Raw genomic sequence first — 14,036 nt, forward strand, 5'->3', positions numbered from 1 at the left:
TTTTATGCTTTTATTTAAACAACAAAAGTAAGGTTTTCACCTTACTTTTCATCATATTTTTACAGTTGACCTATTTTTTTATAAAATTTTTATGAATTACACCTTCCGAAGTGGTAATTTTAAGCAAATGCAAACCTGCAGATAATTCAGCTACTGAAAAATCATTGGCATCTTTTTGTCCTACTAATTGTCCCAGTCTATTATAAATTTCAACTTTTTCTAATTGAAGAGTAGTTGGCATCATAATGTGTAATTCATTAGTAGTAGGATTTGGATAAACCGAAATAGTTTGCTCTAAATCAAATGATTCATTTGCCAAAGTAGCCACATTGTTTCTTGAAATAATGTGTTTGTTCGGATCAAATGTAACTCCAGTTACCACAAATGGAACAGGAACTATAAATTCTTGTGCGTTAGAAGTATGATTTACCACTACGTCATGTGTTAATCCTCCAGCGCTAGTCAATCTAATTTCTAAAGGCATTTCAAAAAACGAAACACTTGCATTTGATTGTGTTTGACTAACTGTAATTTTTGCTTGACCTGCTCCCCAGTTTTGTGCATTAACAGTATATGTAGGGTATCCTTGTCCATAAATCCAATCGTTAAAAAACTCCGTTAAACTACTTCCATGTACAGTTTCTAATTGCGATTTTAGATCTGTAGTAACAGCATAGCCAAAAGCTAAATTAGGAGCGTTCAAATAATTTTGAAGTGCTTGAAAAAAAATTGCATCACCCATTACCCAACGCAACATATGAGTCACCATAGAACCTTTGTTATATGATAATCTACTACTAAATATTCTATTAACATCCGTAGCTTCATCGTCGGTTAAATATACAGCTCCAGAAGTTTGAGAAGTAATGTTGTTTATTTTTCCGCTTTTCCAGGCAACAAAAGCTGCATCGCCATCTAATTCTTCAACCACTATTCCAGCACTATATTCAGTTAATCCTTCATTTAACCATATATCTTTCCATGTGCCACATGTAACTTTGTTACCAAACCATTGATGACCTAATTCATGTGCAATTAAACTTCTGCTATTCCAAGCTCCCATAGAAGACATAGTGGTGTGTTCCATTCCGCCTCCCCATCCAAACTGAACGTGACCATATTGTTCATTTCTATACGGATAAGGTCCAAATTTTTGTTCAAAAACATTCATTATTGGAACTGTATTGTCTATGGAACTTCTGTTTGAAGCCGTATTACTTTCTGGATACAAATAATTATTAATTGGAAAAAACGGACTTTCAACTGTTCCCAATCCTGCTTGAATATTGTATGTGGTATAATTGGTAACATTTAATGATATTAAATAAGCAGGTATTGGATAATTATGTTTAAAGTGACGTGTTGTAAATCCACCTGAAGTAACAGAACTTTGCAACAAACCGTTGGAAACTCCAATATACGTATTAGGACACGTTATATACATATCAAAGCTTTCGATTTTATCATTTAAATCTTGTTTACATGGCCACCAATCTCTTGCTCCAAAAGGCTCTGAAAGTGTAAAAATTACAGGTGTGCCGCTATGCGTACCTCTTGTAAAAGCTCCTTCTGCCTGTGGTGGTGACCCTGCATATGTTATTACTACGGTTGCACTATTCCCTGTTGTTACTGTTGAGGGTAAATTGATATTTAACTCATAATTGCTTTGACTAAAAGTTAAGCTAGTACTATTCATTGTTACCGAACTCACTGTTAATTCAGTTGCCATATCAAAAGTAACTGCATCAATATCTGTTAGAGCTCTAAAAGTTGTTTTTACTATTCCGTTAATGTACGGATTGGTAACATTTGGATCAACTGTAAAACGCAATTCATGATAGGTAATATCGTAATTTAGAGTGTTGGGATTCACTCTAAGATTTTGAATCGATGAAACTGATTTCATTTCTGCTTCAACCATTCTTTCAAATTCAGAATCACTAGTTTGGGAAAAACCAATAATTCCTATAAGTAGAATAAAGCTAAAAGTGATTTTTTGCATTTTAAATATGTAGGTTAAATTATTTAATAATCTTGTGTTTTTTGCTCAAAAAAGCAAAATAATAACGAATATACTAAAAATGTTTAATTCTGCTTACTTTTTATAAAAATCAATTGCAGTAAATAAACTTACTACCATTTTTAATTTTTATCAATTATCTAAATTCAATTCCTTAAATTTGCATCTTTAAATCCTATATATTATGTTACAGATAGCGTACATTAGAGAAAACAAAGACGAAGTAGTAAAACGATTAGCTAAGAAAAACTTAGATGCCAAAAGTGCTGTTGAAGAAGTAATTGCATTAGATGAGAAAAGAAGAGCAACTCAAGTTGAATTAGATACTATCAAATCCGAGTCGAACAAGCTATCTAAAGATATTGGCGATTTAATGAAAAGCGGCGAAAAAGCGAAAGCGGAAATCTTAAAAGAAAAATCAGTTCAACTTCGTGAGAAAGACAAAGAGCTTACAGAAGTATTGAATGGATTTGCCTCTAAATTACAAGAAGAATTATACAAATTACCCAATTTACCAGCCGACATTGTTCCGGAAGGGAAAACTCCTGAAGATAACCTAAACGTTTTTCAAGAAGGTGACATTCCTAAATTACACGAAGGCGCTTTACCTCACTGGGAATTAGCAAAAAAATATGATTTAATTGATTTCGAATTAGGGGTTAAAATCACAGGAGCGGGTTTTCCAGTTTACAAAGGGAAATGTGCCAAATTACAACGTGCTTTAATCACTTATTTCTTAGACAAGAACACCGATGCAGGTTATTTAGAGTACCAAGTGCCACATATGGTAAACGAAGCCTCTGGTTTTGGAACTGGTCAATTACCTGATAAAGAAGGTCAAATGTACCATGTAGGTGTGGATGATTTATATTTAATTCCAACTGCGGAAGTTCCAGTAACGAATATTTTTAGAGATGTTTTATTAAACGAAAATGATTTACCAGTTCTTTGCACAGGATATACACCATGTTTCCGTCGTGAAGCAGGTTCATATGGCGCACACGTTCGTGGATTAAATCGTTTACACCAATTTGATAAAGTAGAAATTGTTCGCATTGAACATCCAGATAATTCATATAAAGCATTAAACGGAATGGTGGAACACGTAAAAGAAATTTTACAAGAATTAAAATTACCATATAGAATTCTAAGATTATGTGGTGGCGATATGAGTTTTGCTTCAGCTTTAACGTATGATTTCGAATTATATTCAACTGCTCAAGAACGTTGGTTGGAAATTAGTTCGGTTTCTAATTTTGAAACGTTCCAAGCAAACCGCTTAAAATTGCGTTTCAAAGACAAAGAAGGTAAAAACCAATTAGCACATACGTTAAATGGAAGTTCTTTAGCTTTGCCAAGAGTATTAGCTGGAATTTTAGAAAACTATCAAACACCAGAAGGTATCGTAGTTCCTGAAGTTTTAAGAAAGTACACAGGATTTGACATCATTAACTAAACGTTAATCTTTATTAAATAAAGTACTAATTTGACGCTGAAAAGTATTACTTTAGTAACCTATTAGTTTTATTTATGTTGCGAAAAATAGTTTTTTTTATACTTTTTTTGTCGTCGTTTTGGGTTTCGGCACAAAACGAGCAATTGGCATTTAACTATATTGATGCTGGAGAATATGAAAAAGCAGTAACCATTCTTGAAGAAGTTTACTCAAAAAATAAACTTTTGCATTTGGATAAAATTTTATATTGCTATCAGCAATTAGAGCAACACGACAAAGCTTTAAAATTTATAAATGAATTAAAGCCTAAAAACAACAACCCTACTCTTTTAGTAGAAGAAGGCTATATTTATCAATTACAAAAAAAACAGCCTGAAGCAGATAAAAAGTACCAAGAAGCCCTTAATGAAATTGATAAAAATGCCAATTTTGCATACAATTTAGGAAGTGTTTTTGAAAGAAAAGTACTGCTAGATTGGGCATTAAAAGCCTATGAAAAAGGACAAAAAGCTAATCCAAATCTAAATTTCGATTACCAAATTGCCATGATTCAAGGGCAATTAGGAAATTTAGAAGTCATGTTAAACAAATTATTGGATTACGGCTTCAATACACCTGATGGTACTCCGATGGTTCAAAATCAGTTGACACGTTTTTTAATGGATGATTCGGATGGTTCATTTGCCGCTTCCATTCGCAAAAACTTATTGCTTAGAACGCAAAAATCACAAGATATTTATTGGAATCAGTTTTTGAGTTGGTTTTTTGTACAACAAAAGGAATACGGCAAAGCATTTGTTCAAGAGAAAGCGGTTTATAATCGAAATCCAGATTCTTTTATAAACATCGTTACCCTATCTAGAATGGCAATGGAAGAAAAACAATATGAAGATGCCAATACTATTCTAACCTTTGTTTTAGAAAATACACAAAATCTAGATTTGCAAATGCAAGCGCATCATTTTTTACTTTCTATGGATATGGAATCGGTAACTTCAAAAGAATATCCTACAATTGATTTTAAACTAGATGAATTATTGAAAAAATATGGAATTAGTCAGCATTCATTAGATTTGCAAATACTTTCGGCGCACTTTAAAACTTTTTATCTGAATCAATCGAAATTAGGAATTGAGTTATTACAAAACTCATTGAAACTTCCATTGAATACAAGAGAACAAGCTAAAGTTAAAATGAAATTGGCCGATATTATGGTGTATGATGAAAAATTCAACCAAGCCATTTTATATTACGCACAAGTAGAAGACAATTTGAAAAACGATGTTTTGGCTCACGAAGCCAGCCTAAAATTAGCCAAAGCCAACTTTTACAAAAAAGATTTTGATTGGACTCTGCAACAAGTGAAAGTCTTGAAACAATCACCGAGTTTGCTAATTGCAAATGATGCTATCGAAATGTTTTTGCTTATTCAAGATAATTCTGCCGAAGACAGTTTGCGCGTGGCACTTCAATCATATGCAACTGCGGATTTGAAATTGTACCAAAATAAAAAAGAAGAAGCACTTCAACTATTTTTAACTATTTTACAAAAACATAAAGGCGAAAGTATTGAAGAAGGAACTTTGTTTAAAGTAGGTAAAATATATGAAGAAAAAGGAGATTTTACAACTGCTCTAACCTATTATCAAAACCTATTGGATCATCACAAAGACGGAATTTACAAAGATGAAGCCTTATTTTATTCAGCAGAAATTTACAGAAAAAATATTTTAGATAACGAAAAAGCAAAAGCACTATACGAAAAAGTAGTTTTAGAACATCCTGATAGTTTGTATTATACCGAAAGCAGAAAACAATATAGAACGTTGCGAGGCGATTCAACAATTTAGTTTTTACAAAGAGAATCACAGAGTTTATTTAACTTACTTTGCTTTGATTATAGATGCACAGAGATATTTGGTTTATTAAATAATTTGGGATTTTACATTTATTCTTTTGCGACCTTTGCGAAAAACTTAGCGCCCCGAAGCTTCGGAATTTGCGATAAAACATTAAACTTGAAATTTATTAAAAATGATTATATACAACGTTACCATAAACGTAGACGAAAGCATTCACCACGATTGGTTAAAATGGATGCAAAACAAACATATTAACGATGTTTTAGCAACAGGATTATTTACCAATGCCAAAATGGTTCGAGTAGTGGTAGAAGAAGAAATGGGAGGTACAACCTATGCCGTTCAGTATTTCACCGATTCCAGAGCCAAATTAGAAGACTATTACAAAAATCACGCACCAAGATTACGCCAGGAAGGCTTACAACTTTTCGCTGACAAAATGTTGGCTTTTAGAACGGAGTTGGAAGTAATGAGCGAATTCTACGGAGAAACGAATTAAAATGGAAAAAGTAAGCGCAAAAAAACACTTAGGACAACATTTTCTAAAAGATGAAAGCATCGCAAAAGATATTGCTGATACGCTTTCGCTCGAAGGCTATTCAAAAATTTTGGAAATTGGTCCAGGAATGGGTGTTTTAACCAAATATTTATTGGACAAACCCACTGAAACTTATGTCATCGAAATCGACAAAGAATCGGTAGAATATTTGGGGGTTCATTTTCCAAAACTAGATCATCATATTATTGCTAAAGATTTTTTAAAATACAATTTAAACGAGGTCTTCAATAACGAGCCTTTCGCAATCATTGGAAATTTTCCTTATAATATTTCGACCCAAATTGTGTTTAAAACCTTAGAAATGCGAGACCAAATTCCCGAATTTGCTGGCATGTTTCAAAAAGAAGTTGCCCAACGCATTTGTGAAAAAAAAGGAAGTAAAGTCTATGGAATTTTATCGGTTTTAACCCAAGCTTTTTATGAAGCGGAATATTTGTTTACAGTTCCACCCAATGTTTTTAATCCACCCCCAAAAGTAGATTCTGGTGTGCTGCGATTGAAAAGAAAAGCAGATTATTCGTTGCCGTGTGATGAAAAAATGTTCTTTAGAGTCGTGAAAACCGCTTTTCAACAACGAAGAAAAACATTGCGAAATAGCTTAAAAACCTTTAATTTTTCTGATAATTTAAAAGAAGATAGTATCTTTGACCTCCGTCCGGAACAACTTACGGTGGAACAATTTATAGAAATTACCAAAAAAATAACAGCCGATGGAGTTTAAAATCAGCAGAGAGTTTCTATCTGAAATAGAACAACTTATAAGTGAAAACAAGGCGCAAGAATTACTTTTGCTACTTGAAGATATTCACTTTGCTGATATTGCCGAAATCATGGAAGAACTCGATGATTATGGCGCTGGTTATATTTTTAACACTTTAGATTCTGAAAAAACAGCCGAGATTCTGTTAGAATTAGACGAAGAAGTTCGTGAAAAAATCTTAAAAAACCTTTCTCCAAAAGAAATTGCAGAAGAGCTTGACGAATTAAGCACGGATGACGCCGCTGATATTATTGCTGAATTACCACAGCACAAAAAAGAACAAGTAATTTCTGAATTAGAAGACGTTGAACACGCCAAAGACATTGTAGATTTATTGCGCTATGATGAAGATTCAGCGGGTGGTTTAATGGGAAAAGAGTTGGTAAAAGTGAACGAAAACTGGAACGTATTAACTTGTGTTAAAGAAATGCGTGCTCAGGCCGAAAATGTTGCGAAAGTACATTCTATTTATGTAGTAGATGATGAAGACCGTTTAAAAGGTCGTTTGTCTCTAAAAGACTTATTAACTACCTCAACCAAAACACATATTAGCGAAGTTTACATCAAAAAAGTGGACTATGTAAAAGTAGACACAAAAGATGTAGAAGTAGCGCGAATAATGCAAAAATATGACTTGGATGCCATTCCGGTTGTAGATGAATTAGGGCGTTTAGTAGGGAGAATTACTATTGACGATATTATTGATGTCATCAAGGAAGAAGCTGATAAAGATTACCAGTTAGCAGCGGGTATTTCACAAGACGTTGAAGCCGATGATAGTATTTTAGAATTGACAAAAGCACGTTTACCTTGGTTGGTTTTAGCATTATTTGGAGGATTTATTTCGGTACACGTTTTAGGAATTTTTGAACCTGTAATGGACTTGCATCCCGAATTGTTTTTCTTTACACCTCTTATTGCCGCAATGGCAGGAAATGTGGGTGTTCAATCTTCAGCGATTATTGTACAAGGTTTGGCCAACAACACAATTATTGGTCCAGTCGTTGAACGATTATTAAAAGAACTTTCATTAAGCTTATTGAATGGAGTAATTCTTTCTGTAATCTTATTGGCGGGCAGTTATTTTTTATTAGACTACGAAATTCATGTAGGCTACACTGTTGCCATCGCGTTACTTTCAGTAATTATTATGGCTTCGTTAATTGGAACTTTTATCCCAATAATATTAAATAAATACGGAGTTGACCCCGCTTTAGCAACCGGTCCTTTTATCACTACAAGTAACGATATCTTAGGGATTTTGACCTATTTTACGATTGCAAAAATTATTTTAGGGATTTAGTATAATCACACTCATCTGGGATTGTGAAAAACTTATTTATTTGAATTACCTTAATTAATTCTTGCTTGAAAATTATTTTACCTTCTACATTAACATCGTACTTCATTTTAATAATTCCGTTTGGTAATTCTAACGTCTCAACCCATTTATTGTATACCGTAGTATGATATAAAAAAGGCTTAAATTGCTCACTATTTTTATCAATAATATAATGTGATGTTACAATTTTATTTCTTTTCTGATAAGATAAACTTTTATTACACTTCATAGAATAATGATAATAAACGGTATCATTAATTATTGTGTCTTGATGCTTTATAAAATTGTATTCTTTTATCTTATACTTATATTTATTTGAAAATCTATGTACAGAATTACATTCATTCGACAAGGTTTCAGCTTCATAAAATTTTTCCTTCTTTACATTCGAATTAACAAACAAACCATCGTAATCAATTAACCGTAATGATACATTAATAGAATCTTTTTCAAAAGAAACCAGTGTTCTAAAACTGTTGTCTTTTGAATTAATTAAATATAAATTCGATTTAGTTTCATTTTCCACAGAAATAGGATTGTCATAAATCAATGCATAATCGAAATGATATTGTTTTTGTGAAAAACTTAAACTTCCAACAAAACAAAATAACAACAGAAAAAAGCGTTTCATAAATCAAAATTTTCTAACAATTATACAAAATTTTTAAAAGGCTTCCCAACCTTTTTCTTTTTATTTCACTCTATATAATAAACACTAAAGTTTATAGAGATGAAAAAAATACTTGTATTTACATTGTTATGTTTTTCGGCAATCACATTTGCTCAAAAACCAATTTTTACTTCCGCTAAAATTAAAAGCGCAACTGTTTACAGCAATTCGGCTGAATTATTGCAATCGGCTTCGGTAACACTTCCTTCAGGAACCAGTGAAATTGTCATTAAAAACGTAGCGGACTACGTAAATGAAAACACCATTCAAATTGGCGCTCCAGCCAATGTTACCGTTTTATCGGTTCAACTTGTTCGAGATTATAAAGAAAATTCAGAAACAACCGAACCCTTAAAACTAACCCCAATTCAACAAAAATTTTCAGACAGTATTAATTATTTTGAAAACGAAATTAATAAAATTACAATCGAAAAAAATGCTATTTCAAAAACAATTGAACTACTCGATAAAAAAGAATTAGCAGGTACAACAAAACCTGAAATTACAATTAGTGAGTTTACAAAACTAATTGATTATTATAGAATTAAACGAAATGAGTTTGGACAATCTATTCATACATTGAGTATTAAAGAAAAAAACTTTGAAAAAAAAATTCAGTTACTTCAAGAAAAATTAGCGTTAAAAAAAAATACTCCTATTGCAAAACCAGAATATAATTTGATACTTCAGGTGATGAATACAGTTGCTGGAACTATGACTTTAGATATAAATTATCTAACTAATGGTGCATCATGGATTCCGTTTTATGACATGAGAGCCGACAATGTAAATGCACCAATCAATTTAATGTATAAAGCAAAAGTAACACAAAACACCGGTATCGATTGGAAAAATGTGAAACTAACTTTGTCTAGTGGTAATCCAAATCAAAACAACACAGCACCTATTTTACAAGCTTGGTTTTTGAGATATGGTTATCCAAGAACATATGGTTATGATAACAGCAACGCAAAACTAAATACGGTTGTGGTGTCTGGTTATATGAAAAAAGATAAAGCAGAAATGGATGAATCTTCTATTTCAAATTACACAACCATCAATGAAAACCAACTGAATATTTCCTTTGACATTGACATTCCGTATGATATTTTATCGAATGGAAAAGCACACAGTGTTGCCTTAAAAGATTTGAAATTACCGGCATCTTACAAATATTACGCCGTTCCAAAAGTGGAAAAAGAAGCATTTTTGTTAGCTGAAATTAGCGAATATTCTAAATTCAATTTATTACCAGGTGAAGCGAATATTATTTTCGAAGGCATGTATGTTGGCAAAACCATGATTAATCCAAATCAAACATCTGACACGTTGAATTTGAGCATGGGAAGAGATAAAAAAATAGCCATCAAACGTGAGAAAATCGCAGATAAATCGGGAACTAAATTCTTATCGGGTTATAAAGAACAAACGTTTACCTACGATATTACCGTAAAAAATAACAAAAAAGAAGCGATTGAATTATTGTTAAAAGATCAATATCCAATTAGTACCGATAAAGAAATTACCATCGAATTATTAGACAACGGAAAAGCAAAAGTAAATACAGAAACTGGAATTTTAACTTGGGATGTAAAACTAGGCGCAGGAGAAACGAAGAAATTCAGAATCAGTTATAAAATCAAATATCCGAAGGATAAGTTTATAGATAATTTGTAATCACTATCACAAATGGATAAAAGCGTAAAGAGTGCAAAAAATTCTTTACGCTTTTTATTTAACAGTTATAAATATCTAAAATAAGACAAATTGATTTTTTTTATTAAATTTACGAAAACAAAATAACTGAAAATGAAAACACTCTTGTCATTCGGTTTGTTAATCGTGTCATTTTTTGGACAGGCTCAAACCATCGCTTTACAGTCTTTTGCAACAGGTTTTTCAGAGCCGCTTGAGATAGCTCATGCAGGAGATTCACGCTTATTTGTGGTTCAAAAAGGCGGATTAATTAGAATAGTAAATGCTAATGGAAGTGTAAATGCAACTCCATTTTTAAACATTTCATCACTTGTAAGCACCGTTAGTGAAAGAGGATTATTAGGTTTGGCATTTCACCCAAATTATGCTACTAATGGTTATTTTTTTATAAATTATTCCAATACTTCAGGCGATACAGTTATTGCTAGATATAGTGTAAATTCTGGGAATCCAGGTGTTGCCAACACAACAGGAACTATATTAATGACCATAACACAGCCCTATTCAAACCATAATGGAGGAAGTATAAAATTTGGTCCAGATGGTTATTTATATATTGGAATGGGGGATGGCGGCAGTGGTGGCGACCCCGGAAACAGAGCGCAAAATATCAATGAAAATTTAGGAAAAATGCTTAGAATTGATGTAAATTCTACCATTGCACCTTATTATACAAATCCAGCGACAAATCCGTATGTGGGCGTAGCTGGAAATGATGAAATCTGGGCAATTGGCTTAAGAAATCCTTGGAAATTTTCGTTCAACAGATTAAATGGCGATTTATGGATTGCCGATGTGGGTCAAGGTTCTGTGGAAGAAATTAATAAAGTTATTAACCCATTGACAGCAGGATTAAATTTTGGTTGGAGATGTTATGAAGGAAATTCAACTTATAATTCAACAGGTTGTGCACCTGCAAGCACAATGACTTTTCCGTTTACTCAATATGCACGTTCTGGTGGTGCTTGCTCTGTAACAGGAGGCTATTTTTATACAGGTTCAATGTATCCAAATTTTCAAAACAAATACTTTTTTACAGATTATTGTGATGACAAAATTAGAATGGTCAACAGTAGTGGAGTCATTACAACTACAACTTCGTTTTCTGGAAATAACTTTGTAACTTTTGGTGAAGATGTAAATGGAGAGTTATATATTGCAGGAATTTCTTCGGGAACAATTTATAAAGTAATTGATACGTCTTTAAGTAGTTCTGATTTTGAAAATAATGGTTTTACGTTATTTCCAAATCCAGCCAAAGAAATGTTTACTATAAAAAGTTCGACAGCTAATTTGGCAACAAAAGCTGCTATTTTTGACATAACTGGAAAATTGCTTTTTACTAAAGAATTAAGCAATAATTCTGAACACACAATTGAAACAACATCTTTGGCTAAAGGAATTTATTTAGTATCTGTTGAAACCTCTAATGGAACCAATTACTCAACAAAATTAATTGTGGAATAACTAAAGTTACACCTTATTAAGGCGCTGGATTAGGAATTAATTCCTGAATGCTTTCTATTTCAGCTACCATTTCGGCTGATAAAATAGTGTCAAAAGCAGCAATGTTTTCTTGTAATTGTTCCATGGTTGTAGCGCCGATAATTGTTGACGTCACAAATTGTTGACGATGCACAAAAGCAATTGCCATTTGGGTTAACGTTAAACCATTGGCTTCGGCTAATTCTTTATATAATTTAGTAGCTTTAAAACAATTATCATTGGTATATCGAGTGAAATTTCTAAACAAATCCAATCTCGAATTTTTTTCAATTCCATTCAAATGTTTCCCTGTTAAAAACCCAAAACCTAACGGAGAATAAGCTAACAAACCTACATTTTCACGCATTCCAATTTCTGACAGACCCACTTCATACAATCGATTTAATAACGAAAACGGATTTTGTATTGTGGCAATTCTTGGTAAACCGTGTTTTTCACTTTCCATTAAAAAACGCATTACACCCCACGAATTTTCATTTGAAAGTCCTATGTGTTTGATTTTCCCTTCTTTAATTAATCCGTCATAAACTGTTAGTACATCAAAAATATTGTCTTGCCATTTTGAGTCTAATTCCTGAACACCGCGCTTTTGAAACATATTCATCACGCGTTCAGGCCAATGCATTTGATATAAATCGACATAATCTGTTTGGAGATTTTTTAAGCTCAATTCTACCGCTTCGTGAATACTTTTCCTAGAAAAATCTAATGGTTGACGAATGTATTCCATACCGCGATTTGGACCTGCAATTTTAGTTGCTATAACTAATTTTTCTCTTTCCGATGCACCAATTTTTTGAATCCAGGTTCCGATGTGACGTTCTGTACTTCCAAAAATTTGAGCGTTGCCACCAATTGGGTACATTTCAGCCGTATCAATAAAATTGATGCCCTTTTCGATTGCATAATCCAATTGACTGTGTGCTTCACTTTCGGTATTTTGATTCCCAAAAGTCATAGTTCCTAAACAGATTTTACTGACTTTTAGTTCGGTATTTGGTAGTGTTGTGTAGTTCATCGCGGAATTTGAAAATTTAAAGTTCAAAGTTACAAAGTTTAAGCCAAAGAAAAAGGCTTGAATCTTCAACTCAAGCCTTTTTTATCAATCTTTTATGAAATGTTATAGTTCATTCAACATTTTAGAAATTTCATCTAACTTAGGCGTTAAGATAATTTCGATTCTTCTGTTTTTTGCTTTTCCTTCTGCAGTTTCATTACTCATTAAAGGCGCAAATTCACCACGACCTGCAGCAGTTAAGTTTTCTTTTTTAATTTTTGCATTTGCCGATAAAATATTTACAATCGCAGTAGCACGTTTTGTAGATAAATCCCAGTTATTTTCAACGCCACCACCAATTGTTCCTGTGATTTTGTCATTATCGGTATGCCCTTCAATTAAAACAGAAATTTCTGGATTATCGCCTAATACTTTACCAACTAAATCCACTGCTTTTTTTCCTTCTGAACCCACTGTCCAACTTCCCGATTCAAAAAGTAATTTGTTCTCCATAGAAACATATACTTTTCCGTCTTTTTCAGTCACGGTTAACCCTTTACCTTCAAATGCTTTTAGTGATTTAGACAAAGTTTCTTTCAATTTCTTCATAGCTGCCTCTTTATCCGCCATCATTTTTTCTAATTCCGCTAAACGAGTAGAAGATGCTTCTAAATCTTTTTTCAGTTTGTTCAAACGATCTTGTTCAGCCGTTAATGCTTTTTGTTTGGCTTCAAGCTCAGCAAGCAATTGTCTGTTTTTGTTGATGTTTGCCTCTAAAGCATCGTTACTGTCTTTTTCAAGTGCCGCATAAGATGCTTTTAAATTGTCTAAATTCTTTTTAGTAGCAGCATAATCAGCAGCTAATTTATCTCGTTCAGATTTTACTTTATCTAACTCTGTTTGTAGACTATTTTTATCTAATTCTAACTGATTTTTATCTGTTTTAAGTGTAGTATTTTCGTCCGATAAAGCATTGTGTTCTTTCTTTAAATCGGCATATTTGTTTTCTAAATCTTGATAGATTTTTTTAGAAACACACGAAGTAGTTAAACTTAAAACTACACAGGCTAGGGCAATTTTTCTTATCATTTTGTTTTTTGTTTTTATAATTGATTTTCAGGTTTCAAGTTTCAGGTTTTGACGTTGAT

The 14,036-nt window shown here is 32.6% G+C and carries 11 protein-coding genes; 7 read left to right on the forward strand and 4 right to left on the reverse strand.

Annotated elements, in window-relative coordinates:
• Positions 1-70 precede the first annotated feature (70 nt).
• Positions 71-2,002: a M1 family metallopeptidase gene (locus RSE15_RS07670; RefSeq protein ID WP_324067215.1), complete on the reverse strand. Its 1,932-nt coding sequence runs from the start codon at positions 2,000-2,002 to the stop codon at positions 71-73.
• 202 nt (positions 2,003-2,204) lie between these two features.
• On the opposite strand from RSE15_RS07670, the gene serS reads away from it, so the two are divergent.
• From serS to mgtE, 5 genes are all read left to right on the forward strand, one after another.
• Positions 2,205-3,476: a serine--tRNA ligase gene (gene serS / locus RSE15_RS07675; RefSeq protein ID WP_324067217.1), complete on the forward strand. Its 1,272-nt coding sequence runs from the start codon at positions 2,205-2,207 to the stop codon at positions 3,474-3,476.
• Positions 3,477-3,619: 143 nt separating this feature from the next.
• A complete protein-coding gene (locus RSE15_RS07680; RefSeq protein ID WP_324067219.1) occupies positions 3,620-5,326 on the forward strand; it encodes a tetratricopeptide repeat protein in 1,707 nt (568 codons plus the stop codon).
• Positions 5,327-5,510: 184 nt separating this feature from the next.
• The gene (locus RSE15_RS07685; RefSeq protein WP_324067220.1) at positions 5,511-5,837 is read left to right on the forward strand and encodes a DUF4286 family protein; all 327 of its coding nucleotides are present in this window, start codon (positions 5,511-5,513) and stop codon (positions 5,835-5,837) included.
• A 1-nt stretch (position 5,838) separates the two neighbouring features.
• Positions 5,839-6,618 (forward strand): 16S rRNA (adenine(1518)-N(6)/adenine(1519)-N(6))-dimethyltransferase RsmA, encoded by a 780-nt coding sequence (gene rsmA, locus RSE15_RS07690; RefSeq protein ID WP_324067222.1) that lies wholly within the window; start codon positions 5,839-5,841, stop codon positions 6,616-6,618.
• Positions 6,608-7,960, forward strand: a complete 1,353-nt coding sequence (gene mgtE, locus RSE15_RS07695; RefSeq protein WP_324067224.1) for a magnesium transporter — start codon at positions 6,608-6,610, stop codon at positions 7,958-7,960. Before rsmA ends, mgtE begins: the two co-directional genes overlap by 11 nt.
• Here the strand turns inward: mgtE and RSE15_RS07700 are convergent.
• On the reverse strand, positions 7,944-8,630 hold the full coding sequence (locus RSE15_RS07700) for a hypothetical protein (protein WP_324067225.1): 687 nt from the start codon (positions 8,628-8,630) through the stop codon (positions 7,944-7,946). The two genes, mgtE and RSE15_RS07700, sit on opposite strands and share 17 nt — an antisense overlap.
• Before the next feature lie 99 nt (positions 8,631-8,729).
• Here RSE15_RS07700 and RSE15_RS07705 point away from each other — a divergent pair, with 99 nt between their 5' ends.
• Both RSE15_RS07705 and RSE15_RS07710 read left to right on the forward strand, forming a co-directional pair.
• Entirely contained in the window at positions 8,730-10,346 is a 1,617-nt protein-coding gene (locus RSE15_RS07705; RefSeq protein WP_324067226.1) for a DUF4139 domain-containing protein, read from the forward strand.
• A gap of 132 nt (positions 10,347-10,478) precedes the next feature.
• Entirely contained in the window at positions 10,479-11,852 is a 1,374-nt protein-coding gene (locus RSE15_RS07710) for a PQQ-dependent sugar dehydrogenase (RefSeq protein ID WP_324067227.1), read from the forward strand.
• A gap of 16 nt (positions 11,853-11,868) precedes the next feature.
• On the opposite strand, the gene RSE15_RS07715 is transcribed toward RSE15_RS07710, so the two are convergent.
• Together RSE15_RS07715 and RSE15_RS07720 are read right to left on the reverse strand one after the other, a co-directional pair.
• Complete coding sequence (locus RSE15_RS07715) at positions 11,869-12,909, reverse strand: aldo/keto reductase (protein WP_324067229.1); 1,041 nt, start codon at positions 12,907-12,909, stop codon at positions 11,869-11,871.
• Between the two features lie 102 nt (positions 12,910-13,011).
• Positions 13,012-13,977, reverse strand: coding sequence for an OmpA family protein (locus RSE15_RS07720; RefSeq protein ID WP_324067231.1), 966 nt, complete (start codon positions 13,975-13,977; stop codon positions 13,012-13,014).
• Positions 13,978-14,036: the final 59 nt, after the last annotated feature.

The sequence above is a fragment of the Flavobacterium sp. genome, assembly GCF_035195345.1.
Taxonomy (GTDB): domain Bacteria; phylum Bacteroidota; class Bacteroidia; order Flavobacteriales; family Flavobacteriaceae; genus Flavobacterium.